This is a genomic window from Embleya scabrispora (assembly GCF_002024165.1).
GTDB classification, from domain to species: Bacteria; Actinomycetota; Actinomycetes; order Streptomycetales; family Streptomycetaceae; genus Embleya; species Embleya scabrispora_A.
Window position 1 is genome coordinate 942,313 of the sequence record NZ_MWQN01000003.1, and the last position, 23,454, is coordinate 965,766.

The 23,454-nt window shown below is 72.2% G+C and carries 22 protein-coding genes; 4 read left to right on the forward strand and 18 right to left on the reverse strand.

All coding sequences use genetic code 11. The annotated features are described in order from the left end of the window. Window positions 1–26: 26 nt before the first annotated feature. The 5 genes from B4N89_RS53180 to dnaK all read right to left on the reverse strand — a co-directional run bounded on the left by B4N89_RS53180 (window position 27) and on the right by dnaK (window position 4,458). Window positions 27–833: a LuxR C-terminal-related transcriptional regulator gene (locus B4N89_RS53180; protein ID WP_078981385.1), complete on the reverse strand. Its 807-nt coding sequence runs from the start codon at window positions 831–833 to the stop codon at window positions 27–29. Between the two features lie 513 nt (window positions 834–1,346). Next, complete coding sequence (locus B4N89_RS39705; protein ID WP_078981627.1) at window positions 1,347–1,613, reverse strand: DUF1876 domain-containing protein; 267 nt, start codon at window positions 1,611–1,613, stop codon at window positions 1,347–1,349. Between the two features lie 153 nt (window positions 1,614–1,766). Then, complete coding sequence (locus B4N89_RS39710; RefSeq protein WP_078981386.1) at window positions 1,767–2,063, reverse strand: acylphosphatase; 297 nt, start codon at window positions 2,061–2,063, stop codon at window positions 1,767–1,769. Further along, window positions 2,060–2,587 carry a nucleotide exchange factor GrpE gene (gene grpE / locus B4N89_RS39715; protein WP_078981387.1) on the reverse strand — a complete coding sequence of 176 codons (528 nt, stop codon included), beginning with the start codon at window positions 2,585–2,587 and terminating at the stop codon, window positions 2,060–2,062. Before grpE ends, B4N89_RS39710 begins: the two co-directional genes overlap by 4 nt. Then, a complete protein-coding gene (dnaK, locus tag B4N89_RS39720) occupies window positions 2,584–4,458 on the reverse strand; it encodes a molecular chaperone DnaK (protein WP_078981388.1) in 1,875 nt (624 codons plus the stop codon). Before dnaK ends, grpE begins: the two co-directional genes overlap by 4 nt. A 492-nt stretch (window positions 4,459–4,950) precedes the next feature. Here dnaK and B4N89_RS39725 point away from each other — a divergent pair, with 492 nt between their 5' ends. Beyond that, the gene (locus tag B4N89_RS39725; RefSeq protein ID WP_078981389.1) at window positions 4,951–5,778 is read left to right on the forward strand and encodes an inositol monophosphatase family protein; all 828 of its coding nucleotides are present in this window, start codon (window positions 4,951–4,953) and stop codon (window positions 5,776–5,778) included. 88 nt (window positions 5,779–5,866) lie between these two features. Here B4N89_RS39725 and iolD read toward each other — a convergent pair whose 3' ends face one another. From iolD to B4N89_RS39770, 9 genes are all read right to left on the reverse strand, one after another. Further along, on the reverse strand, window positions 5,867–7,762 hold the full coding sequence (gene iolD / locus B4N89_RS39730; protein ID WP_078981390.1) for a 3D-(3,5/4)-trihydroxycyclohexane-1,2-dione acylhydrolase (decyclizing): 1,896 nt from the start codon (window positions 7,760–7,762) through the stop codon (window positions 5,867–5,869). Further along, window positions 7,759–8,661 carry a 5-deoxy-glucuronate isomerase gene (iolB, locus tag B4N89_RS39735; protein ID WP_078981391.1) on the reverse strand — a complete coding sequence of 301 codons (903 nt, stop codon included), beginning with the start codon at window positions 8,659–8,661 and terminating at the stop codon, window positions 7,759–7,761. The genes iolD and iolB overlap by 4 nt, the downstream gene beginning before the upstream one ends. After that, complete coding sequence (locus tag B4N89_RS39740; RefSeq protein ID WP_078981392.1) at window positions 8,658–9,575, reverse strand: Cgl0159 family (beta/alpha)8-fold protein; 918 nt, start codon at window positions 9,573–9,575, stop codon at window positions 8,658–8,660. The genes iolB and B4N89_RS39740 overlap by 4 nt, the downstream gene beginning before the upstream one ends. After that, window positions 9,572–10,609 (reverse strand): 5-dehydro-2-deoxygluconokinase, encoded by a 1,038-nt coding sequence (gene iolC, locus B4N89_RS39745; protein WP_078981393.1) that lies wholly within the window; start codon window positions 10,607–10,609, stop codon window positions 9,572–9,574. Before iolC ends, B4N89_RS39740 begins: the two co-directional genes overlap by 4 nt. Window positions 10,610–10,620: 11 nt before the next feature. Beyond that, window positions 10,621–11,496, reverse strand: coding sequence for an ATP-binding cassette domain-containing protein (locus B4N89_RS39750; protein WP_078981394.1), 876 nt, complete (start codon window positions 11,494–11,496; stop codon window positions 10,621–10,623). Further along, window positions 11,493–12,623: an ABC transporter permease gene (locus B4N89_RS39755; RefSeq protein WP_235619231.1), complete on the reverse strand. Its 1,131-nt coding sequence runs from the start codon at window positions 12,621–12,623 to the stop codon at window positions 11,493–11,495. Before B4N89_RS39755 ends, B4N89_RS39750 begins: the two co-directional genes overlap by 4 nt. Then, on the reverse strand, window positions 12,620–13,615 hold the full coding sequence (locus tag B4N89_RS39760; RefSeq protein ID WP_078981395.1) for a sugar ABC transporter substrate-binding protein: 996 nt from the start codon (window positions 13,613–13,615) through the stop codon (window positions 12,620–12,622). Before B4N89_RS39760 ends, B4N89_RS39755 begins: the two co-directional genes overlap by 4 nt. A 187-nt stretch (window positions 13,616–13,802) precedes the next feature. Continuing rightward, on the reverse strand, window positions 13,803–14,690 hold the full coding sequence (locus B4N89_RS39765; protein WP_078981396.1) for a TIM barrel protein: 888 nt from the start codon (window positions 14,688–14,690) through the stop codon (window positions 13,803–13,805). Continuing rightward, window positions 14,687–15,751: a Gfo/Idh/MocA family protein gene (locus B4N89_RS39770; RefSeq protein ID WP_268812582.1), complete on the reverse strand. Its 1,065-nt coding sequence runs from the start codon at window positions 15,749–15,751 to the stop codon at window positions 14,687–14,689. Before B4N89_RS39770 ends, B4N89_RS39765 begins: the two co-directional genes overlap by 4 nt. Before the next feature lie 517 nt (window positions 15,752–16,268). Between B4N89_RS39770 and B4N89_RS39775 the strand changes: the two genes are divergently transcribed. Both B4N89_RS39775 and B4N89_RS39780 read left to right on the forward strand, forming a co-directional pair. Then, window positions 16,269–17,270 carry a LacI family DNA-binding transcriptional regulator gene (locus B4N89_RS39775; protein ID WP_078981397.1) on the forward strand — a complete coding sequence of 334 codons (1,002 nt, stop codon included), beginning with the start codon at window positions 16,269–16,271 and terminating at the stop codon, window positions 17,268–17,270. Window positions 17,271–17,621: 351 nt separating this feature from the next. Next, complete coding sequence (locus B4N89_RS39780) at window positions 17,622–18,161, forward strand: anthrone oxygenase family protein (protein ID WP_143658248.1); 540 nt, start codon at window positions 17,622–17,624, stop codon at window positions 18,159–18,161. A gap of 113 nt (window positions 18,162–18,274) precedes the next feature. Here B4N89_RS39780 and B4N89_RS39785 read toward each other — a convergent pair whose 3' ends face one another. Further along, a complete protein-coding gene (locus tag B4N89_RS39785) occupies window positions 18,275–18,652 on the reverse strand; it encodes a hypothetical protein (protein ID WP_078981399.1) in 378 nt (125 codons plus the stop codon). Between the two features lie 287 nt (window positions 18,653–18,939). On the opposite strand from B4N89_RS39785, the gene B4N89_RS39790 reads away from it, so the two are divergent. Then, window positions 18,940–19,728 carry an IclR family transcriptional regulator gene (locus B4N89_RS39790; protein ID WP_161500973.1) on the forward strand — a complete coding sequence of 263 codons (789 nt, stop codon included), beginning with the start codon at window positions 18,940–18,942 and terminating at the stop codon, window positions 19,726–19,728. Between the two features lie 128 nt (window positions 19,729–19,856). Here the strand turns inward: B4N89_RS39790 and B4N89_RS39795 are convergent, their stop codons facing one another. The 3 genes from B4N89_RS39795 to B4N89_RS39805 all read right to left on the reverse strand — a co-directional run bounded on the left by B4N89_RS39795 (window position 19,857) and on the right by B4N89_RS39805 (window position 23,434). Next, entirely contained in the window at window positions 19,857–20,642 is a 786-nt protein-coding gene (locus B4N89_RS39795) for a 3-oxoacyl-ACP reductase (RefSeq protein ID WP_078981401.1), read from the reverse strand. Next, entirely contained in the window at window positions 20,643–21,995 is a 1,353-nt protein-coding gene (locus tag B4N89_RS39800) for an aldehyde dehydrogenase family protein (RefSeq protein ID WP_414646468.1), read from the reverse strand. It abuts the gene before it with no gap. 71 nt (window positions 21,996–22,066) lie between these two features. Beyond that, window positions 22,067–23,434: a glutamine synthetase family protein gene (locus tag B4N89_RS39805; RefSeq protein ID WP_078981402.1), complete on the reverse strand. Its 1,368-nt coding sequence runs from the start codon at window positions 23,432–23,434 to the stop codon at window positions 22,067–22,069. Window positions 23,435–23,454: the final 20 nt, after the last annotated feature.

Here is a 23,454-nt window from a genome sequence, read left to right on the forward strand (position 1 = left end):
GGTCCGGCGCGCCCCCGGCGGCCCGGTTACCCGGCCGCGGGCCCGCCGCCGGCGGGTTGTTCGTGGTCCGGTGCCCGCCGGGTGCGCGGCGCGCGCGAGCCCCACACGGGTGGCGGTACGGCGCGCGGTGCGCCGAGCGCTCGATCCGGTGCGCCGTCGGCCTCCACCCGGGCGGGGCCGAGCGGTTCGCCGGCCGGTGTCGCCCGCAGCAGGCCGGCGGCGGCCTCACGGTGCGGGACGCGCAACTTCCGCAGTACGGCGTGCACATGGGTTTTGACCGTGGACAGGCCGATGGAAAGATCCCGGGCGATCTCGTGGTTGGTCCTGCCCTCGGCGATCAGAAACAGGATCTCCCGCTCGCGTGCGGTCAGCGTCTCGGGCAGCGCCGACATGCGCTGCGCGGCGACGGTCGGGGACTGTACGCGTTGCAGCAGCAGTGCGGCGATCCGCGGGCTGCACGAGGCCTCGCCGCGCACGACGCCGATGATCGCGGCGGCGGTCTGCGAGAGCGAGTATTCGCGGCCGATGAATCCGGCCACGCCCGCCTCGGCAGCGGTGATGACGTCGTCGCGGGACTCGTCCACGCCCATCGCGATCAGGCGGGTCTCCGGCGTCCCGCGTCGGATCGCGCGGATCGCGGGAATGCTGTCCGGCGTGCTCAGGTCCAGCAGGAGTACGGAGGGGCGCAACCGCCGCGCGCCGGCGACCGCCTCCGAGGCGGAGCCACCCGAGCCGACCAGCCGCAACGCGGGTTCGTCGGCGAGCGCCCGCACGGTGGCGTCGCGATAGATCCGAACCGGGGTGATCACGAGTACCTCGATCGCCACACTCATCGACTCTGCTCTACCCCCGCCACCGCAGACCACGACCCACCCGGCAAGCACACATGGTAATCAATCAATCACGTGCGGCAATCAGCATGATGACTACCCACCCAAATCCCCCGGAACACACCGCACTCCACAGGGGAACCAGTCACCACCAGCCATCCACCCGCCGTCCCGATCCGGCAACGGATCCGACGCCCACCGAGAGCCCTCACCCCCGCAACCCACACGGGAACAGCCACCACCGGCCATCCGCCCGCTACCCCGGTCGGGCGGCAGAGCCACCTTCTCCACGACGGCCCTCAACGCCCGGAAGACGCACGGGAGCCACCCGCCCCCAGCGCCGGCATCCGGCATCATCCCGGCTGCGCGGGCGAGCCGATTCCCCACGCGCGTACCGCCCACCACCGGTCATCGGCGGGCCCGCCGCCCCGGCCGAGGCGCGCGCGAGCCGGCGCCGACCGACGGCAAACCGCCGGCCGACACCGGCCCCGTCGAGCGCGGTCGAACCCGCGTCGTTCAGGCGAGCGCGTGAACCGGCCGACTCGTCGACGACTCGATCTCACCCGCCGCCTTGTCCAGCAGTTGCCGGGTCAGGTCGGTCAACGCCCGCGCCGCGGCGAGCTCTTCGCCGACCGCCGGCTGGTCCGGGTCGTCCGGATACCGGCTGGCGTGCGCGTGCGAGCGCAGTTCCGTACCGTCGCGCAGGCGCAGGAGCGCCGCGGCCTCGGTCCGCTTCCCGTCCTCCTTGAACTCCATCTCTACGTGCCATCCCACGATCTGCATACCTGTCGCCTCCAAGCCCCCGACTCCGTCGGTCCACTCCGTCGCCGCCGCCGCGTTCACCCCCTCTCCCAGGATGGTTCAATCCACCACGAATCGGTAGTTTTACCGCAGTCGCTCACGCAGCCGACCCACCCGCTCACGCGGCCGGCCCGCTCATCGTTGCCGTAGAGCCGGAGTCGGGCGGATCTCGAACCCCACCAGCCCCTCCTCCGCCGGATCCTCGTCGTACACGTACACCCGGTCGACGACCGCGAGCGACGGCCCGCGCCCTGTCCACGCGGTCATCCGCGCGACCTCGTCCGGCGCGCCCTCGAACACCGCCTCGACCGTGCCGTCCGGCAGATTCCGCACCCAGCCCGCGACACCGTGCCGCTCCGCGGTGCCGCGGCACGTGTCCCGGAAGTAGACGCCCTGCACGTCCCCCGATACGACCACCCGCCGGCGACTCATCGCGCACCCGCCGCCGACGGCCCGGTCACCGTCACCCGGGCCGGACGCAGCAGCCGGTCGCCCACCCGATACCCCGGCTCGTGCACGGTCGAGCAGATCGGCGGATCGACCCCGGCCACCACGCGCAACGCCAACGCGTCGTGCACGTACGGGTCGAACACGTCGCCCACCGCCCCGAACGCCCGCAGCCCCAGCGCCGCGAGGGTGTCCGCCAACGCGTCGACGACACTCGCCACCCCCGGCGTGAGATCACCGGCGGCCCGCGCCCGGTCGAAGCCGTCGACCACCGGCAACAGCGGCGTGAGCACATTGACCAGCGCCGCCTCCCGCACGGCCAGCCGGTCCCGGCGCACGTGCCGGCGATAGCCGTCGTAGTCCGCCCGGAGCCGGCACAACTCGTCCACCCGCTCGGTCACCTGCTCACGCTGCGCCGCGATCTCGGCCAGCAGCGACGCCAGGATCGGCGACGGCGGCTGCCCGGACGGAACCGGCAGCAGTCCCGGGCCGGGGGAGATCCGGTTCATGCGGTCCCACCTCCGCGCTTGTCGTCGTCGACGATCTCGGCGTCGACGACCTCGTCCTCGTCGACGCCGGCCTCGGCCGAGGTGCCGCCCGCCGCACCGCCCGCGCCCGCCGCGCCCGGCTGGGCGTTCGCGTACATCGCGGTGCCCAGCTTCTGACCGACCGTGCTCACCCGCTCCGCCGCCTCGCGAATCGCGGCCGTGTCCTCGCCCGCGAGCGCCTCGCGCAGCGCGGTCAGCGCCGTCTCCACCTCGCCCTTGACGTCCGCCGGCACCCTGTCCCCGTTCTCCCCGAGGAACTTCTCGGTGCTGTAGACCAGTTGCTCGGCCTGGTTGCGGGTCTCCGCGGTCTCCCGCCGCTGGTGGTCCTCCTCCGCGTGCGCCTCCGCCTCGCGCATCATCCGGTCGATGTCGTCCTTGGGCAGACTGGAACCGCCGGTGATGGTCATCGACTGCTCCTTGCCCGTGCCCAGGTCCTTCGCGGACACGTGCACGATGCCGTTCGCGTCGATGTCGAAGATCACCTCGATCTGCGGCAGCCCGCGCGGCGCGGGCGGCAGGCCGGTCAGCTCGAACATGCCCAGCCGCTTGTTGTACGCGGCGATCTCGCGCTCACCCTGGAACACCTGGATCTGCACCGACGGCTGGTTGTCGTCCGCCGTGGTGAAGATCTCCGAACGCTTGGTCGGGATCGTGGTGTTGCGCTCGATCAGCTTGGTCATGATGCCGCCCTTGGTCTCGATACCGAGGGACAGCGGGGTGACGTCCAACAGCAGGACGTCCTTGACCTCACCCTTCAACACACCCGCCTGGAGCGCGGCACCGACGGCCACCACCTCGTCCGGGTTGACGCCCTTGTTCGGCTCCTTGCCGCCGGTCAGCTCCCGGACCAGCTCGCTCACGGCCGGCATCCGGGTCGACCCGCCGACCAGGACCACCTGATCGACCTCCTCGACCGAGATCCCCGCGTCGTCGATCGCCGCGTGGAACGGGGCCCGGCAGCGCTGGAGCAGGTCCGCCGTGAGCTGCTGGAACTGGGCCCGGGTCAGCTTCTCGTCCAGGTGCAGCGGGCCCTCGGGCGACGCGGTGATGTACGGCAGGTTGATCGACGTCTCGGTGGCGCCGGACAACTCGACCTTGGCCTTCTCCGCCGCCTCCCGCAGCCGCTGTACGGCCATCTTGTCCTTGGACAGGTCGATCCCGTGCGCGTTCTTGAACTGCTTGACCAGGTGGTCCATCACCCGCTGGTCCCAGTCGTCGCCGCCGAGATGCGTATCACCGTGCGTGGCCTTGACCTCCACGACCCCCTCGCCGATCTCCAGGAGCGACACATCGAACGTGCCGCCGCCCAGGTCGAACACGAGGATCATCTGGTCGCGCACCTTGTCCAGCCCGTACGCCAGCGCCGCCGCCGTCGGCTCGTTCACGATCCGCAACACCTGGAGGCCCGCGATCTCCCCGGCCTCCTTGGTGGCCTGCCGCTGGGCGTCGTCGAAGTACGCCGGCACCGTCACCACGGCGTCGGTGACCTTCTCGCCCAGATAGGCCTCGGCGTCGCGTTTGAGCTTCTGCAACACCCGCGCGGAGATCTCCTGGGCGGTGTATCGCTTGCCGTCGATGTCGCCGGTCTCGGGAAAGTGCCAGGTGTTGTCGCCCATGTGCCGCTTCACGGACCGCGCGGTGCGCTCGACGTTGGTCACCGCCTGGCGTTTGGCCACTTCACCGACCAGGACCTCGCCGTTCTTCGCGAAGGCGACCACCGACGGTGTCGTCCGAGCCCCTTCCGCGTTCGCGATGACGGTGGGCTCACCGGCCTCCAGAACCGCGACCACCGAGTTCGTCGTACCGAGGTCGATACCAACCGGACGTGCCATGGGGGGCTCCTCGACTGTCACGCGCGCCGACGCCCCACCCACCCCGAACCCGACCGCCGAACGCTCGCACCTTCCGACCGCACGGATACCACTACTCCCTCATCATGACCCACCATCCCCACCTCAACCCACCCCATGCGAACTACCACCCCGAACCCCCACAAACCCCGCACTCGGCTGCCGCGCACCCGATGGCGGGTATCCGACGGCTCCGCCACCGTGCGCGGCCGAGCCCGCACCCGCGGCGACGACCGCGCTGCGGCCCCGCGCCCGGGTCCGGCCGACCGCACGAGGCGGGCGCGCGGGCCAACTCGGTGGTGATGGGAGGTGGGGGTCGACATAATGTCGGGGCCAGGAGTTGCAGGGCGGCGAGTCGGTGTCGGGGCGGTCTTCGCGTGGGGCGAGGGGCGTGGGTCGGGTGTGGGGCCGGTGGGTGCTCCGTGGTCGATCGGGCATCGGTTTCATCGAGCGCCGTAGGCAAGGAGCGTCACCGTGGTCTTCCCCCTCCCCCGTACGCTTGCGGCGCTGCGCGTCGCCCGAGAGGCCGCCCAGGTCATTCGCCGGGCCGGGCGACCTCGGCGGATCCGGCTCAAGTCGTCGTCCGCCGACCTGGTCACCGCGACCGATCTGCGCGTGGAGAAGCTGGTCCGGGCCTGGCTGGGCAGCCACTATCCACAGGACGCGGTGGTCGGCGAAGAGGGTGGCGGGCTGGCCGAGTTGGACCTGAACCGCCCGACCTGGTTCGTCGATCCGCTCGACGGCACCACGAATTTCGCGCACGGACTGCCGCACTACGCCTGCGCGATCGCGTTCTGGGACGGCGAACGACTCGCCCTGGGCGTGGTCGCGGACGCGACGCGACGTCGGACGTACTGGGCCGAGGCCGGGCGCGGCGCGTACGAGGGCCGCAAACGCCTGCACGTCTCGGACACCCGCACCCTGGGCCGCAGCGTGATCGCCACCGGCTTCCCGCCGTCCCGCGCGACCGACCCGGACAACAACCTGGCCGAGTTCCTGTCGGTGGTCAACGACACCCGTGACGTGCGGCGGTTGGGCTGCGCCGGCATCGACCTGTCCTGGGTGGCCGCGAGCCGGCTCGACGCCTATTGGGAGCAGCGCTGCGGTCCGTGGGACTGGGCGCCCGGCGCGATCCTGGTCCGCGAGGCGGGCGGTCGGGCCACCACCTTCGAGGGCGACGACTGGAAGCCCGGCGACGGGGAGTTGGTCGCCTCCAACGGCGCCATCCACGACCGGCTGCTCGGCTCGTTCGCCGAGGCGAGAGCGGGCGCGGGTCTGCCGGCCCGCCCGATCGCGGCCTGATCGCGGCCCGTTCGCGGTGCGGACGCGGCCCGTTCGCGCCCGCGGCTCGGGTGGGGCGATCCACCCGAGCCCGGCGACGCCGACCCGGTCAGTTTCGGGCCGCGCGTTCCGCTCTCGCCTCGTCCATGCGCCGGCGGGCCGCCGTCACTTCCGGGCGCGCGGAGAGTTCGGGGACGCCGACCTCCCACCACGCGCCCGATTCGGTCCAGTGGTTCGGGCTGGTCCGCACCACCACCACGGACGGCCGCCGCGACGCCCGAGCCGCCGCGTAGGCCTTCTCCAGGTCGGCCACCGTGTCGGCGGTGAACACCTCGGCGCCCAACGCGGCGGCGTGCGCGGCGAAATCGACCCGGTGGTCGGCCGCGGCGCCCGGTCCCCGGCAGTCGGTGATCATGTTGTTGAACGGCGCCGCCCCCTGCCCCTCCTGCAGCCGCGCGATCACCGCGTAGCCGCCGTTGTCGCAGACCACCGCGACGAACCGGTGTCCGGACAACACCGCCGAGTACACCTCGGAGTTGAGCATCAGGTACGAGCCGTCGCCCAGGAGCGTGGTGACCACCCCCTCGGGCCGCGCCATCGCCGCACCCCACGCGCCGGCGATCTCGTAGCCCATGCAGGAGAACCCGTACTCGACGTCCATCGTCGGCGCCCCGACGGGCCCCACCGACCGCCAGCCGCCCACCAGTTCGCCCGGCAGCCCACCGGCGGCGGTGAGCACGTAGTCCGCAGGCCCGGCCAACCGGTTGACCACGCCCACGACCTGCGCGTACGTCGGCGGTTCCGCCGGGTCGCCCGGCGCGCGCAGTGCGTCGATCGTGTCGTCCCAGGCCCGGCGTTCGCTCGCGGCGCGCGCGGTCCAGGCCGGGTCCGGGCGCCAGTCGCCCAGCAGCGGGGTCAGTTCGCGCAGCGCCTCGCGCGCGTCTCCCGTCACCGGCGTCGCTCCGCGCTTGACCGCGTCGAACCGGGCCGCGTTGATCGACACCAGGCGCGCGTCGGCGGCGAAGACCGTCCAGGACGCGGTGGTGAAGTCCTGGAGTCGGGTGCCCACGGCCAGGATCAGATCCGCGTCGGCCGCGAGCGCGTTCGCCGAGGCGGATCCGGTGATGCCCAACGGCCCGGCGTGCAGCGGGTGTTCGTGCGGCAGCAGGGTGCGCCCCGCGACCGTCTCGGCGAACGGGACACCGTACGCCTCGGCGAGCGCCAGCACCTCCGCCGCCGCGTCCGCGTACCGCACCCCGCCGCCCACCACCAGCAACGGCCGGGCGGCGGCCCGCAGCAGTGCCGCCGCGTCCGCCAGTTCGGCCAGATCCGGCCGCGGGCGTACCGGCCGGTGCAGCCGGGGCGCGAACATCGCGAGCGGGAAGTCGTACGCCTGCGCCTGCACGTCCTGCGGCAGCGCCAGTGTGACCGGCCCGCAGTCGGCGGGGTCCGTGAGCGCCCGGGCCACCTGCGGCAGCGTGGCGATCAACTGCTCCGGCCGGGTGATCCGGTCCCAGTAGCGACTGACCGAGCGGAACGCGTCGTTGACCGTGCCGCTCGGGTCGTGGAAGTGCTCGACCTGTTGCAGTACCGGGTCCGGCGCCCGGCTCGCGAAGGTGTCCCCGACCAGGAGCAGCAACGGCAGCCGATTGGCGTGCGCCACACCCGCCGCGGTGACCATGTTCAGCGCGCCGGGCCCGATCGAGGAGGTCGCGATCATCACCTGTCGGCGCTGCGTCGCCCGCGCGTAGCCGACCGCCGCGAGCGCCATGCCCTGTTCGTTCTGGCCGCGCCACACCGGGAGTTGCCCGCCCGCCTCGTGCAGCGCGTCGCCGAGGCCCAGCACGTTGCCGTGGCCGAAGATGGCGAACACACCCGGGAACAGCGGCACTCGGCGACCGTCGACGAGTTCGCTCCCCTGGGCGATCAGCCAGCGGACGAGAGCCTGGGCGGTGGTCAGCCGCACGGTGGCACCGGCCGTCCTCGTCGAAGTCGTCGAAGTCATCGGATTCCTCCGTCGGGGGCGGGCGGCGAGGTGAGCGGGCAGCGCGGGTCGACCGGCTGTCCGGCCCAGCTGTCCCGTACCCAGTGGTGGGCGGGGTCGTCGCAGGCGAGCATCGCGCGTTCGGCGGCGGGTCCGGCCATCACGTTCAGGTAGTAGAGGTGGTGTCCCGGAGTGGCCACGCACGGGCCGTGGTAGCCGCGCGGGACCAGGAAGACGTCACCGTCGCGCACCGTCACGGTCTCGTCGATCGAGCCGTCGGCGGTGTACGTGCGGTGCAGCCCGAAACCCTCCCGGTCGGGGGTGCGTCCGTCCCGGCCGGCCACCCGGAAGAAGTAGATCTCCTCGTTGACGACCTCGTGCGCGCTCGCCTCGTCGTGCTTGTGCGGCGGGAAGGACGACCAGTTGCCGTCCGGGGTCAGGATCTCGCAGACCACCAGCTTGTCCGCGTCGAACGCGTCGGGCGTGAGCAGGTTGTTCGCCTGCCGGGTGGCCCGACCGGCGCCGCGCACCTCGACCGGCACGCCGGCGGCCGGCCCGTACGCGGGATCCAGCCGCCGGGTCGCCCGCGCCGACGCCAACGCCACCTCGCACCCGTGCGCCGCGCTCAGCCGCAATTCCGCGTCGCGCGGGACGTACGCGAAGTCCGGCACGGCGGTGAACACCGACTCGCGACCGGCCAGTTCGAACCTGCGACCCTCGGTCTCCACGGTCAGACCGCCGGCCAGCGGGATCACCGCGACCTCGTGGTCCCCGGTGGCCAGCACCCGCCGGCCGCCCGGCGGCAGGTGGATCACCCGCAGGCCGCTGTAGCGCCAGCCCGCCAGTTCGGGCGTGATCAGCAGCGGGTCGTCGGCCCCGCCCGCCGTGCCCCAGGGGTGGAACAGTCGCGGATCGCTCATACGATCACCTCCGCCGCGCGCGGATTGGCCGCGCGCAGGACCCGCGCGGCGGCGTCCACCGCGCCGCGCACGTCCCCGTCGGCCGGATACAGCAGCGCCCGGCCCACCACCAGGCCGCGCACCGCCGGTTGCGCGAGCGCCCGGCCCCACGAGGACAGGTCGGCCCGCGGATCGGCGGACGGCACCCCGCCCAGCACCACGGTCGGCAGGGTCGTGGCGCCGGCCACCTTGTCCGGCTCGTCGGTCGCGGGCAGCTTCAGCCAGGTGTAGGCCGAGGTCGTGCCCAGCGCGGAGGCGACCGTCACCGCCCGCACGTTGGCCTCGGTCGAGCGGTCCAGGACCAGCCGCCCGGACGTGTCGCGCCGATACGGCAGCGGTTCGATCATCGCCCGGATCCCCCGGCCGGCCAGCTCGCTCACCGCTCGTGCGCAGCCCTCCAGGGTGGGTATCGTGCCGGCGTCGGCGTCCACGATGCGCAGCAACATCTTGCCGCCGTCGAGCCGGTAGCGGTCGATGGCCTCGGCGTCGTATCCGGTGAACCGGTCGTCGATCTCCCAGGACGCGCCGGCCAGGCCGCCCCGGTTCATCGACCCGATCACCACCTTGTCCTCGAGGACGCCCAGGAGCAGCAGTTCCTCGATCACGTCGGGTGTGCCCAACACACCGTCCACGTCGGGGTGTTCCAGGGCGGTGACCAGACGGTCCAGGAGGTCGCGCCGGTCGGCCATGGCGAGCGCGTCGCCGCCCACCCCCAGCGAGCCGCGTCCGGGGTGGTCGGCGGCGACCAGGAAGAGCGTGCCGTGCGGGGAGAGCAGGTTCGGTCGGCGACGGCGCTCGTCGTACGCGGCGAGAACCGCGTCGGGCCGGTGCGCCCGGGTCGCGAGCAGGGTGTTCCAGTCGTGGTCGCTGATCACGTTCGGGTCTCCAACATCGGGTGGTTCACGATCGGGTGGTTCGCATTCGCTTGATGTGCGGTCAGCAGTTCCGCTATCTCCGCCGGCGTCGGCATCGCGTCCGCGCACGCGAGCCGCCCCGCCACCAGCGCCCCGGCGGCGTTGGCGCATTCGGCGATCCGCACCGGATCCCACCCGGACAGCAGACCGTGCACGAGCGCGCCCCCGAACGCGTCGCCCGCACCGAGCCCGCACACCACCTCGACCCGGCGCGGCGCCACCGTGTGGCTGCCCTCGGCGGTGGCCACCAGGACACCCTCGGCGCCCTTCTTGACCAGGGCCAGCCGCACCCCCCGAGCCAGCAACCGCCGCGCGGCCTCGTCCGGATCGGCCGTGCCGACCGCGATCTCCACCTCGGCCCGATTGCCCACCACCACGGTGGCCTCGTCGACGAGCGCGCCGATGTGCCGCGAGGCGGTGTCCCGGTCCGGCCAGAACATCGGCCGATAGTCGAGGTCGAGCACGGTGTGCTCGCGCCGACCGCGCGCGGCCAGCATCCGCAGGTGTGTGCCGCGTGAGGTCTCCACGCTGGCGCCGGTCCCGGTCACCCACAACACCGGGACCCGGCGAACCAGATCCCACGGCACGTCCGCGTCGGTGAGCGTGAGATCGGGCGCGGTCGGCAGCCGGTAGAACAGCAGCGGCGGATCCTCCGGCGGATCGAGCGCGCAGAACACCACCGGGGTCAACAGCCGTTCGTGCGTGGACACCCAGGCGGGATCGACACCGAACCCGGTCAGCGCGTCGCGGACGAAGGTGCCGAACGGATCCGCGCCGACCTTGGTCAACACCGCCGATCGACGGCCGAGCCGGGCCGCGGCGACCGCCACGTTGGTCGCGGTGCCGCCCAGGAACCGGGCGAAGGTCTCGACCCGGTCGAGCGGGACCCCGCTCTGCTGCGGGTACAGGTCCACCCCTACCCGTCCGACGGTCAGCACCTCGGGCTCTCCGGTGAAAGGCCCGCCGCGCTCCGGCTCCGCCGTGGGCCCGGTCATGCCCGCACCCGTCATGCCTTGGCCCCCGAATGCAACTCGTGGGCCAGCGCTTCCAGTTCGGCGCCGCCCGCCATCTGCCGGGTGAGTTCGGCCAGGGTGATCTCGTCCTTGGTGTAACTGCCCTGGCTGCGCCCGCGGTTGAGCAGGAGGAATCGATCCCCGACCGGGTGCGCGTGATGGGGGTTGTGCGTGATGAACACGACGCCCAAACCACGATCGCGCGCCCGGGCGATGTAGCGCAGCACCGTTCCGGCCTGCTTGACGCCGAGCGCGGCGGTGGGCTCGTCCAGGATCAGCACCTTGGCGCCGAAGTGCACGGCCCGGGCGATCGCCACACACTGCCGTTCGCCGCCGGAGAGCGTACCCACCGGCTGCTCCACGTCCCGCAGGTCGATGCCCATGTCGAGCAGCGCCCGGCGTGCGGTGTCGCGCGCCCGCGCGATGTCGAGCCGGGCGAACGGCCCACGTCCCTTTCGGGGTTCGGAGCCGAGGAAGAAGTTGCGCCACACGCTCATCAACGGCACCACGGCCAGGTCCTGGTAGACCGTGGCGATCCCCCGGTCCAGCGCCTGGCGGGGCGAGTGGAAGCGCACCGGCGCGCCCTCGACGAGGTATTCGCCGCTGTCGTTGCCGTGTACGCCGGCCAGGATCTTGATGAACGTCGACTTGCCCGCGCCGTTGTCCCCCAGGACACACGTCACCTCGCCGGCGTCGACCGAGGTGGACACGTCGTCGAGTGCGATCACATTGCCGAACCGCTTTCCCACACCGCGCAGTTCGAGCAGGTGCCCGGCCCGGGCGCCGGCTCGGGTGGCACCCGCACCGGGCCGGGCGCAGGCGTCCGGTCCGGCGCCGGTCGGCCGGGGTTCGGGAGTGGTGTTCGTCATCGGCGGGGCCTTTCCGCGCGGCGTCGGAAGGAGTTGTTGACCAGCACGGCGGCGAGCAGCATCACGCCGAGGAAGAGCTGGAACCAGTCGCTGTTCCACTTCGCGTACACGATGCCCTGCCGGGCCATGCCGAAGATCAACGCGCCCAGGGCGGCGCCGATCGCCGACCCGTAGCCGCCGGTGAGCAGGCATCCACCGATCACCGCCGCGATGATGTACTGGAATTCGAGCCCGATGCCCTGATTGGCCTGGACCGAGGTGTAGCGCAGGATGTTGATCGAGCCGACCAGCCAGCCGGCCGCGGCGGTGGTCATGAACAGCACGATCTTGGTCCGGTCCACCGGGACGCCGACATTGCGCGCGCTCACCGGAGCGCCGCCGACGGCGTAGATCCAGTTGCCGAATCGGGTCCGGGCCAGCACCCACGTGGCCAGCGCGGCCAACAGCAGCCACCACAACACGGAGACCTGGATCTCGGTGCCGGCCACGGCCATCGTCGAGGCGAAGAACCGCCCGGCCGACTCGTAGCCGTCGGTGGCCCGCATCCCGCTGACCTGGACGCTGTTCGTCACATGCCGGGTGACCCCGAGGTTGAGGCCCTGGAGGGCCAGGAACGTGCCGAGCGTGATGATGAAGCTGGGCAGTCCGGTACGCACCACCAGCCAGCCGTTCAGGGCGCCGACGGCGAGGGCGAAGAGCAGGGACACCGCGAGCGCCGGCCAGACGGACCAGCCCGCGCGGGTGGCGAGCATGGCGGTGATCAGCGCGGTCGAGGCGGTCATCACCCCGGCGGACAGGTCGAATTCGCCGCCGATCATCAGCAGGGCGACGGCGACCGCCATGATCCCCAAAGTGGCCGAGTCGTCCAGCCAGGTCGCCGCGCCGGCGGCGGTGAAGAAGCCGTCGGCGACGACCGAGAAGAACACCATGACCAGCACGGCGCCGATCAGCGAACCCAACTCCGGCCGCACGAGCAGTCGGTGGGCCAGACCCCCCGGCGACACCCGCTCGTCGCCGGCGCGCGCGGGTCCGGGCGCCTCGGTGCCGGCGCCGCCGCCGGTCTGTGCGGGCGGCGCGGGGGTGGGCGAAGGGGTGGGCGCGGGCTTCGGCGGTGGAGTCGTGGTCATCTCGTCCCCCGCTGCGCGTATCCGGCCACCGCGTCGACGTTGTTCTTGTCGACGAATCCGGGGCCGGTCAGGACCGGCTTGCCGCCGCCGACGGTGTTGGCGTTGTCCCGATACAGCTTGATCATCGTCACGGGCAGGTAGCCCTGGAGGTATTGCTGCTGGTCCACCGCGAAGATGATCTTGCCGCCCTTGATCGCGGTGACCACGTCGGCGTTGAGGTCGAACGTGGCGATCTGCGCCTTGGAGTTCGCGTCGCCGACCGCACCGACGGTGACCGCGGCGACCTGCGGGTTGAGCGCGAGCACGGCGTCGATCGAGGAGTCGGACTGGAGTGCGCCGCGGATCCGGGCCTGGGTGTCGGTGGGGTTGGCGATGTCGACCTGGAGGGTCTGCGTCGCGCCGCCGAAGCCGGCCTTGGCGCCGTCGCATCTCTGGTTCAGGCCGATGTTGCCCGCCTCGTGGATGACGCACAACATCTTGGTCCGGCCCGCCTGCTTGAGCTTTGCGCCGGCCGCCTCGCCGGCGATCGACTCGTCCTGGCCGACATGCGCGATCGCGCCGAACTCGGCGGATCTGCTCTGCCCCGAGTTGATGGTGATCACCGGGATGCCCTTGGCGGTGGCCGCCTTGATCGAGTTGGCCAGCGCGTCCGGGTTGGCCATCGAGACCACGATCCCGCCCACCCCCTGGGTGACCGCGTTGTCGATCAACCGGGCCTGGCCGGCCGGGTCGCCGTTGCCCTGGTACTGGACGTCGACGCCCAGCTTCTTGCCGGCGTCCTGCGCGCCGTTCTGTACGACGCTCCAGAACGCGTCACCGGCCGAGCCGTGGGTGATCACGGCCACCGTGTTGTTGCCCTTGGCCGCGACCGTCGGGGCGCTGTTCGCGGTGTTCTCGGTGTCCGGGTCCGAACCGGAGGGACTGCTGCAGGCGGCGAGGACGAGCGCGGACATGCCGAGGGCTGCGGCGAATCCGAGGGAACGTCGGGGCATCGAATACTCCTCGTCAGGACGTTCGGGACGTTCGGGGAGGTGATGAGGTGAGGGGTGGGGATCGGGTGCGGCTCGGGTACGTGGCGGCTCGGCGTGCGCGGCGTACCGGGCGCCCGGCCCGGTAGGTGTGTCGTACCCCGACCGGGCGACCGAACCCGCCCGCCGCGCCGCACCCGGCGCCCAACGGTCAGTTGCCGCGCAGGTGGGCCAGGCCGCGCGCGGTGTCCCGGCGCGGCAGGTCCGCGTCGGCCGGGTCGTCGCCGAGACGCGTGTCCTGTTCGAGGACGTACCAGTTCCGATAGCCCGCCGCGCGCAGCGTCGCCACTATCTCGGCCACCGGGACGTCGCCCTCGCCGAGCGGGCGGTATATGCCGCGTCCGACCGCCTCGGCGTAGCTCAGCGCGCCGGACCGCACCAGCGCGGCGGTGTCCGCGTGTACGTCCTTCAGGTGCACGTGCCCGATCCGATCGGGGTGGCGGCGGACCAGGTCGAGCGGGTCGGTGCCGCCGATCAGCAGGTGGCCGGTGTCCAGGCACAGCGCCAGGGTGCTGTCCCGGAGGAAACGTTCGACCTCGGCCGCGTTCTCCACGTGGGTGCCGACATGCGGGTGCAGCGTGGCGCGCAGGCCGCGGTCGGCCGCGATCCGGGCGATCTCCTCGGCGGTGGCGATCAGTTGCCCCCACTGCGCGTCGGACAACTCCGGTCGGGTGTCGTAGCCGTCCAGGCCGGTGGCGGCGGCCAGCACCAGTACCTCGCCGCCGGCCGCGGCGATCAGTTCGACGGTGTGTGCGGCGGCGGCCAGCGTCTGCGCCAGGCGGTGCGGGTCGTGCAGGACCAGGGCGGCGAAGGAGCCGACCAGGGCCAACCCGTGGCCGGCCAACACGCCCTCGAGCGCGGCGGGATCGTCCGGCAGGTAGCCGGGCGGGCCCAGTTCGGTGGCGGTCAGGCCGAGGTCGGCCATCTCGCCGAGCACGGTGTCCACCGGGAGCATCGGGCCCCAGCCGGGCACCTCGCACACGCCCCACGTGATCGGCGCGCCCGCGAGCCGCAGGTCGGCTCCCGCCGGGGCGCTCACGACGCCGCCTCGCCGACCGCCGACACCGCCGGGTCGACGGCCGGCAGGTCCGGAACCACCGGGCGCCCCTCGCGCCGCGACCGCTCGCAGGCCTCGGCCAGGATCAGGCTGCCCAGCGAGTCGCGCACCGGCGACGGGTTGGCCATCCGCCCGGCGACCACCTCGACGAACACCCGCATCTCGTTGCCGTACGCCCGGGCGAAGCGCTCCGGGAAGCCCGGATAGGCGTCCGGCCCGGCCTGCGGCCCGTCCTCCTCCAGGGAGGTCAGCGGGGTGCGCGGGTCCAGGCCCACCGCGAGCGACTGGGCCGAACCCAGTACCTCGATGCGGTGGTCGTATCCCGCCGGGTCGTGCCGCCCGCCGGTGAGCACCGCGTGCGCCCCGCCGGCGAAGCGCAGCAGGACGACCGCGTTGTCCACGTCGTCGGCGTCCGCGAACGCCTGGTCGACCAGCACCGACCCACTGGCGTACACCTCGACCACGGGTTCGCCGATCAGCCACGGCACCGCGTCCAGGTCGTGGATCAGCAGGTCGCGGAAGATCCCGCCGGACGCGGGCAGGTAGCCGAAGTCTGGCGGCGCGGCATCCTGACCGACCGCGCGGACCAGGTAGGGCGTACCCGTCTCACCCGCGTCGAGGCGCCGCTTCAGCTCGACCACCGCCGGGTCGAACCGGCGCTGGAAGCCGACCAGTACCGGCACCCCGCTCGCCTCCACCTCGGCGATCAGCGCGCGCATCGCCGGCACGTCCGACGCGATCGGCTTCTCGCACAGCGTCGGCACGCCGGCGGCGACGGTGCGCCGCACCATCTCCGGGTGGGTGTCGGTGGGCGTGGCCACCACGACCCCGTCCACCTCGCGGAGCAGGGTGTCGAGGTCGGCGACCGCCTCGGCGCCGATCTCGCGGGCGACGGCGTCCGCGCGCCCCGGTTGGGGATCGAACAGGACGAGTTTGTCGACCGTCTCCAGGTCGGTGAGGTTGCGCGCGTGCATCGCGCCGATCCGCCCCACGCCTGCGACTCCGATACGCATCAGATTCATTTCTCCAGTGGGCTGGTGCAACTTGGCAGTCGAGCCGATCGAGGAGCCTCCCCGGATCCGCCCGACGGAGCGCTCCGTGCGTTGACGCGCTCCGCCCTTTGGAGCGCTCCAATCCGAGAACGCCCCAAGACTGATACTCGCCGTCCGAGCATGTCAAGGGTCACGCGCCTCGCTGGCCGAACGTCGTCGACACACCCGGATCAGTGGGCATTACAGCCATTCGCCGGGTCGGTCGCGGCGGCTCGGGCCGGATCGGCGTGAGCGCTCCACGCGTTGGAGCGCTCCAAACACTCCTAGCGTGTATCTTCGGTTCAGGTTGTCGGTCGGGGTCCCGGTGTGGCCGGGGTCCGGCCGCGGGGATCGTGGGGATCACGGCGCCGAGGTTCGGACGCCGGGTGGACGGGGCGCGGTTGTGCGGGTCGCGCCTGCACCGTGACGTCGGTGTCGTCGAGTCGTCGGCACGGGTCGATGCCACCGAGCCGGCCGGCGGCGCGCCGTCGGGTCGACAACGCCGCATTCGGGAGAAAGGTGAGCATCAGTGTCCGGTCCCACCCTCGAGGACGTCGCCGCCCGCGCCGGGGTCTCCCGCTCCCTCGTGTCGTTGGTGATGCGCGACTCGCCCAAGGTCAGCGAGGGCCGGCGCCGAGCCGTGCTCGCCGCCGCCCGCGAGTTGGGCTACCGCCCCAACCTCAACGCCCGCACGCTGGCCACCGGCAACAGCAGCACGCTCGGCGTGATGATCTCCGATCTGCACAACCCGTACTTCGCCGAGGTGGTCGACGGCGTCGAGGCCGCCGCGCACGACAACGGCATGGAGATCATCCTGGGCACCGGTGGGCGCCGACCCGCGCACGAGCGCCGCAGCGTCGAGCGCCTGCTCCAGTTCCGCCCGGCCGGCCTGCTCCTGCTCGGCCCCGTGGTGGAGACCGCGGCGATCGAGGAGGCCGCCTCCCAGGTGCCCACCGTCCTGGTCGCCCGCAGCGTCCGGGCGGGACACGTGGACACGGTCAACGACGACGGTGCCACCGGATCGGCGCTGGCCGTCGAGCACCTGGCCGCGCTCGGCCACCGCGACATCGTGCACGTGGACGGCGGTGGCGGCTCGCAGTCGTCGGTCCGCCGTCGGGGCTACGAACAGGCGATGCGGCGACTGGCGTTGGCCCGCCACCTGCGCGTGGTGCCGAGCGAGTACACCGACATCGGCGGCGCCGAGGCCGCCCGCGTCCTCCTGGCCGGCGACGCGCTTCCGACCGCGATCGTCGCGGCCAACGACTTCAACGCGGTCGGCATCATCGGCGAACTGTCCGAGGCGGGCGTCCGGGTACCCCAGGACGTGTCGGTGATCGGCTACGACAACACCCACCTGGCCGGGCTCCGACACATCGGGCTGACCACGATCAACCAGCCGAGGGAGGAGATGGGCCGGCTCGCCACCGAGACCCTGCTCCAACGCCTGCGCGGCGAACGCACCCGGGCCGCCCGTCATCTGCTGCACCCCGAACTCGTCGTCCGCACCAGCACGGGCGCGCCGAGGGGTTGAGCACACACCGGGCACGGAGCGCCGATGCCCGAGTCGTCCCGGTTCAGCGGCCGGCCGCCCTGCGCCGCCCCGCCTCCTTGCCGCGCCGGGACCGGTCCGATGCCACACCGGCGATCATGCGAAGGGCCGGCGCGCCTGTTCGACCACGCCCCACGGTCGGGGGTGTGGTCGAGCCGACCCGGCCCCTCGTCGCATCGATAACCCCTGGGTTAACCCCGGTTCCGGGATCGGCCGTTGTTCGGGAGCGGCGCACCCGCGAATCTTGAGGTGTCGGAAGGAACGGCACGGCGGACCACCGCGGAAAGCCACCGCCCCGACGCCCAACACCTCACCACCACACGGGAGTTCATCATGGCCGCGATCGACCGCACCCTCACCGCCGCCCCGACCGCCACGGCCCGCACGCGCAAGAGCGTCGGCCGCTGGCTGGCCGCCGGCGCCGTCACCAACACCCTGATGGCCGGCACCTACGTCGCCTTCTCCGCGGCCGTGATGCCCTGGCTCGGCACCAAGAGCGACGCCGACTTCGTGACCACCATGCAGGACATCAACACCGGCATCGAGAACCCGCTGTTCTTCGCGGTCTTCACCGCCGCCATGGCCGCCCCCGCCGTCGCCGCCTGGAAACTCCGCAGGCTCGGCGGCGGCACCGCCCTGAAGTGGGCCCTCGCCGCCCTCGCCCTCTACACCACCACCGTCCTGACCACCTCCGGCATCAACGTCCCCCTCAACCAGATGCTCGCCCACGCCGGCACCACCGACCCCACCAAGACCCGCACCGACTTCGAAACCACCTGGAACATCTGGAACGGCATCCGCGCCGTGCTGTCCACCGCCGCCGCCGTCGCCATGGTCAAGGCCGTCCGCCTGCACCGCCGCAACCGCGTCTGATCCGCGCCGTGCACTTCCGCGCACCAGGCCCGCCGCGCGACATTCGGGACGACCCCGGGAGTCCGGACGCGAACGATGATGTTCCCGGCCGGACTCCCCTTCCCCGCGGCGGCTCAGCCCCGATGCGACGCCGTCGACGGCTGCCGACCGCGCACCGTGGGCAGCAACAGGGCCAGGGCCAGGATCGTCACACCATCGGATCCGACGGCGAACGCCGCGCCGACCGTGGACATCTCGGTGAGGAAGAACGCGGGCGCCGCCAACACGAGAGATCCCGCGCGTGATCCGACGACCGCGAGCAGACCGCGACGATGGCCGGACCACGCGAAGAACGCGCCGACCACGGTGATCGAGCCGAGCCCGAAGCCGACGACGAGCACCCAGGTCGGCGGGGCGTCGTCGACACCGATCGCCAACAGGCTCGCCATCTCCAGGAATCCCAGGATCGACGACAGAACAAAACCGACGGTGAACGCGCGAGTGCGGTGCATGAGCCCTCCGAGGCCGACATGACTGGCATCCTGGGGAGTTCGTGTTCGACCACCGGCCCCGACACCCGGCCGCCCCGCACGGCGCACGGCGCCCGCGTCCGCGGCACGCCGGCCCCCGCGCGAGTGGGTCCCGACCGCGCGTCTCCCCCGACCGCGATGCCCCGACCCGTGCGGCGATGGCCCACGAAAGCAGTGTGTGGCCCGGTGCGTTCCGGCGCCGGCCGGAGGGGTCACTGAGTGAACCCGGTACCCGAGCGGCAGCGACGAAGCGCGGTCATAGTGGGCCAATGGACGATCACACCGTCACCGGACGTGTCATCGCGGTACTCGACGCGGTCGCCGCCCAGCGCACCCCCGCTTCGCTGGCCGAACTGACCCGCCGTACCACGATTCCCAAACCGACCGTGCGACGCATCGCGCACGACCTGGTCCGCCGCAGATTGCTGGACCGTTGCGGCCACCGCTATCGGCTCGGCAGCCGATTACTGGATCTGGGCATGCGTGCCGCGGCACAGCAGGGCCTGCATCGCATCGGCACCCCGCATGTCCAGGACCTTTTCGCCCGCACCGGGGAGATCGTCTGGATCAATACGTTCACCGAGAGCGCACTGACCCTGGTGGGCACCGCGTTCGGCGCCAACCGGGCCCAGGACGTGCGGCGCGGCGGCTGGCCGCTGCCGATCGACAGCCCCGCCTTCCCGAACACCGCCGTCGGCCGGGTGCTGATGGCCCGCCGACCGGACCTGGTCGAGCACCTGCGCGCCCGCCCGCCGGCTCCGCTCACCCGCTACGCCGCCGGTTCGTGGGCACGGCTCGACGCCGCGATCGACGTGGTCCGGGACACCGGGATCGCGGTCGAGCGGGAGCAGTGTCTGCTCGGCTACTCCTGTGTGGCCACCGGACTGCACGCTCCGGACGGCGAGTTGGTCGGGATGATCGGCATCACCGGCCGCGTCGGCTCCTTCGACGCACACCGCGCGGCCCGCCCGCTGCGGTCCGCGGCCCTCGAGATCGACCGGGCGTTCGCGGTCGCCCACGCCGCGCCCTTCGCGGAGATCGCGACGATCGGGCGCTGACGTGCGACACGCCGCCGCCGACCATGAGCGTACGGCGCGAACGGTCGGCGGCGGCCGACCCGCGGGCGCGATGGCGACATCGCGGCCGCGGGGGCTCGTGCGCGGATCGAACCCGCGTGTGGCCGGGGCTACATCGGGGTGACGTACGCCCCCGCGATGCCGCCGTCGACCAGGAACTCGGCCGCGTTCACGAACGACGCGTCGTCGCTGGCCAGGAACGCGACCGCGGCGGCCAGTTCCTCGGGCTCGGCGAACCGGCCCACCGGGATGTGCACCAGGCGCCGCGCGGCCCGCTCGGGGTCCTTGGCGAACAACTCCTTCAGCAGCGGCGTGTTCACCGGTCCCGGGCACAGCGCGTTGACCCGGATGCCCTCGCGGGCGAACTGCACACCCAACTCGCGCGACATCGCGAGCACGCCGCCCTTGGACGCGGTGTAGGAGATCTGCGAGGTCGCCGCGCCCATCACCGCGACGAACGACGCGGTGTTGATGATCGAACCCCGGCCCTGCCGGCGCATGTACGGCAACGCGGCCTTGCAGCACAGGAACACCGAGGTCAGGTTGACCTCCTGGACCCGGCGCCAGGCGTCCAGACCGGTGGTCAGGATCGAGTCGTCGTCGGGAGGCGAGATGCCGGCGTTGTTGAACGCGACGTCCACCGAGCCGTAGGCGTCGAACGCGGCCTTGAACAGCGCCTCGACCTGCTCCTCGTTCGTCACGTCGACCCGGACGAACAGGCCGCCCACCTCGGCGGCGGCGGCCTTGCCCGACGCCTCGTCGATGTCGGCGCACACCACGTTGGCGCCCTCGGAGGCCAGGCGCCGGGCGGTGGCCAGGCCGATTCCGCTGCCCGCTCCCGTGACGACGGCGGTACGGCCGACCAGGCGGCGGCACACGGGGGTCTGCTCGGTCACTTAGTTCTCCTCGGTGCTGATGAACACGTTCTTCGTCTCGGTGAAGGCGACCAGCGCGTCCGGGCCCAGTTCGCGGCCCAGGCCCGATTGCCCGAACCCGCCGAAGGGGGTCGAATAGCGGACACTGCTGTGCGAGTTGACCGACAGGTTCCCGGCCCGGACGGACCGCGAAACGCGCAACGCGCGTCCGACGTCGCGGGTCCACAGGGATCCGGACAGGCCGTACGCGGTGGCGTTGGCGAGGCGTACCGCGTCGGCCTCGTCCTCGAACGGCACCACGACGGCCACCGGACCGAAGATCTCCTCGACCGCGGTACGGTCCGCCGCGGACTCCGGGGCGAGCACCGTCGCGGGATACCAGAAGCCCTTGCCGGCCGGTACCTCGCCGCGGATCACCGCCGGCGCGTCCTCACGCACATACGAGCGCACCCGCTCGCGGTGAGCCGCCGAGATCAGCGGCCCCATCTGCGTATCGGGGTCGTTCGGATCGCCGACCCGGAAGGCCCGCACCGCCGGTTCGAGCAGTTCCAGGAACCGGTCGTACACCGAACGCTGCACCAGGATCCGGGTGCGCGCACAGCAGTCCTGTCCGGTGTTGTCCAGGAATCCGCCCGGGGCGGCCGCCGCGGCGGCCTCGACGTCCGCGTCGGCGAAGACGATGTTCGGACTCTTCCCGCCGAGTTCGAGCGTGATCCGCTTCAACCCGGCGGCGCAGCGGGCCATGATGTCCTTGCCCACGGCCGTGGAGCCGGTGAACACCACCTTGGCCACGCCCGGGTGCTCCACCAGGGCCCGACCGGTGACCGGTCCCGCGCCCGGCAGCACCTGGAACAGTCCCTCCGGAAGCCCCGCCGCCAGGCCCAGTTCGGCCAGGCGCAGCGCGGTCAGCGGGGTGGTCTCGGCGGGCTTGAGCAGGACGGCGTTGCCGGCCGCGAGCGCCGGGGCCAGGGCCCAACCGGCGATCGGCATCGGGAAGTTCCACGGCGCGATCACCGCGACCACGCCGAGCGGTTCGTGGAAGGTGACGTCGAGGCCGCCGGCCACCGGGATCTGCCGGCCGTTCAGCCGCTCGGCCCCGCCCGCGGCGTAGTCGAGCAGGTCGCGGACGTTGCCCGCCTCCCAGCGCGCGTTGCCGATCGGGTGTCCGGCCTCGCGCACCTCCAACCGGGCCAGTTCCTCCAGGTGTTCGTCCACCACGACGGCGAACCGGCGCAATACGCGGGCCCGGTCGCCGGGGGCGCGGGCGGCCCACTGTTCCGCGGCCCGGGTGGCGCGGGCCACCGCAGCGTCCACCTCGGCGGGGGGCGTCGCCGCGACGGTGGTGACGACCTCCTCGGTGGTCGGGTCGATGATGTCGTGCTCGTGCGGCCCGTTCGCGGCGAATCGGCCGTCGGGTGCCTGGTGTTCGGACAACGTTCCGATCCTCACATGCGTTCGAAGGAGCGGAAGCGCTCCCAGTCGGTGACCGCGGTGTCGTACGCGTCCTGTTCGACCCGCGCCATGTGGAGGTAGTGCTCCACCACCTCCGCGCCGAAGGCGTCCCGGGCGATCGTGGACCCCGCCCACGACTCGGCGGCCTCGCGCAACGTGCCCGGTACGTGCGGCGCGTCGCCCGTGTAGGCGTTGCCCGTGCACGCCTCGCCCGGATCCAACTCGTGCTCGATGCCGTACAGCCCGGCGGCGATCATCCCCGCGACCGCCAGGTAGGGGTTGACGTCACCGCCCGGAAGGCGGTTCTCGAAGCGGTGCGCGTGGCCGTGTCCGACCACCCGCAGCGCGCACGTGCGGTTGTCCGGGCCCCAGGCGACCGCGGTCGGCGCGAACGACCCGGGACGGAAACGTTTGTACGAGTTGATGTTGGGGGCGTACAGCAGGGTGAACTCGCGCATCGCGGCCAATTGTCCGGCCAGGAAGTGCCGCATCGTCTTCGACATGCCGTAGGTGCCGGCGTCGTCCGCGAGCACGGGCCGGCCGGCCTCGTCGCGCAGGGACAGGTGGATGTGGCACGAGTTGCCCTCGCGCTCGTCGTACTTGGCCATGAAGGTGAGCGACATGCCCTCCTGCGCGGCGATCTCCTTGGCACCGGTCTTGTAGACCGTGTGCTGGTCGCAGGTGACCAGTGCCTCGTCGTAGCGGAAGGCGATCTCGTGCTGGCCGAGGTTGCATTCGCCCTTGGCCGACTCGACGGTCATCCCGGCCGCGCCCATCTCGTTGCGGATGCGGCGCAGCAGCGGTTCGACCCGGCCGGTGCCCAGGATCGAGTAGTCGACGTTGTACTGATTGGCCGGCGTCATGCCGCGGTAGGCGCGGTCCCAGCCGGCTTCGTAGGTGTCCTTGAAGACGATGAACTCGAGTTCGGTGCCGGCGTGCGCGGTCCAGCCGCGTTCGGCGAGCCGGTCGAGTTGGCGGCGCAGGATCTGCCGCGGCGAGGCCACGACCGGGGAGCCGTCGTGCCACAGGAGGTCCGCGGTCAGCTGCGCGGTGCCCGGGTGCCAGGGGGTGCGGCGCAGTGTGGCGAGGTCGGGGCGCAGGACGAAGTCGCCGTAGCCGCGTTCCCAGGACGACATCGCGTAGCCCGAGACGGTGTTCATGTCGGTGTCCACGGCGAGGAGGTAATTGCAGCCCTCGGTGCCGTGGGAGAGCGTGTCGTCGAGGAAGAACCGGGCGGCGAAGCGCTTGCCCTGGAGCCTGCCCTGCATGTCGGTGAAGGCCAGGACTACCGTGTCGATTTCCCCGGTGTCGACGAGTGCGCGCAGTTCGTCGACGGACAGCGGGGGCGTTCGGTCTGCCAAGGGAATGCCTCCTGTCGGTC

What these genes read in the sequence shown, in the direction of transcription:
- B4N89_RS53180 (WP_078981385.1), bottom strand. Translation starts at nt 833, where the DNA reads ATGAGTGTGGCGATCGAGGTACTCGTGATCACCCCGGTTCGGATCTAT.
- B4N89_RS39705 (WP_078981627.1), bottom strand. Translation starts at nt 1,613, where the DNA reads ATGCAGATCGTGGGATGGCACGTAGAGATGGAGTTCAAGGAGGACGGG.
- B4N89_RS39785 (WP_078981399.1), bottom strand. Translation starts at nt 18,652, where the DNA reads ATGCACCGCACTCGCGCGTTCACCGTCGGTTTTGTTCTGTCGTCGATC.
- B4N89_RS39780 (WP_143658248.1), top strand. Translation starts at nt 17,622, where the DNA reads ATGGCCGCGATCGACCGCACCCTCACCGCCGCCCCGACCGCCACGGCC.
- dnaK (WP_078981388.1), bottom strand. Translation starts at nt 4,458, where the DNA reads ATGGCACGTCCGGTTGGTATCGACCTCGGTACGACGAACTCGGTGGTC.
- B4N89_RS39710 (WP_078981386.1), bottom strand. Translation starts at nt 2,063, where the DNA reads ATGAGTCGCCGGCGGGTGGTCGTATCGGGGGACGTGCAGGGCGTCTAC.
- B4N89_RS39790 (WP_161500973.1), top strand. Translation starts at nt 18,940, where the DNA reads ATGGACGATCACACCGTCACCGGACGTGTCATCGCGGTACTCGACGCG.
- B4N89_RS39755 (WP_235619231.1), bottom strand. Translation starts at nt 12,623, where the DNA reads ATGACCACGACTCCACCGCCGAAGCCCGCGCCCACCCCTTCGCCCACC.
- iolD (WP_078981390.1), bottom strand. Translation starts at nt 7,762, where the DNA reads ATGACTTCGACGACTTCGACGAGGACGGCCGGTGCCACCGTGCGGCTG.
- grpE (WP_078981387.1), bottom strand. Translation starts at nt 2,587, where the DNA reads ATGAACCGGATCTCCCCCGGCCCGGGACTGCTGCCGGTTCCGTCCGGG.
- iolB (WP_078981391.1), bottom strand. Translation starts at nt 8,661, where the DNA reads ATGAGCGATCCGCGACTGTTCCACCCCTGGGGCACGGCGGGCGGGGCC.
- iolC (WP_078981393.1), bottom strand. Translation starts at nt 10,609, where the DNA reads ATGACCGGGCCCACGGCGGAGCCGGAGCGCGGCGGGCCTTTCACCGGA.
- B4N89_RS39760 (WP_078981395.1), bottom strand. Translation starts at nt 13,615, where the DNA reads ATGCCCCGACGTTCCCTCGGATTCGCCGCAGCCCTCGGCATGTCCGCG.
- B4N89_RS39750 (WP_078981394.1), bottom strand. Translation starts at nt 11,496, where the DNA reads ATGACGAACACCACTCCCGAACCCCGGCCGACCGGCGCCGGACCGGAC.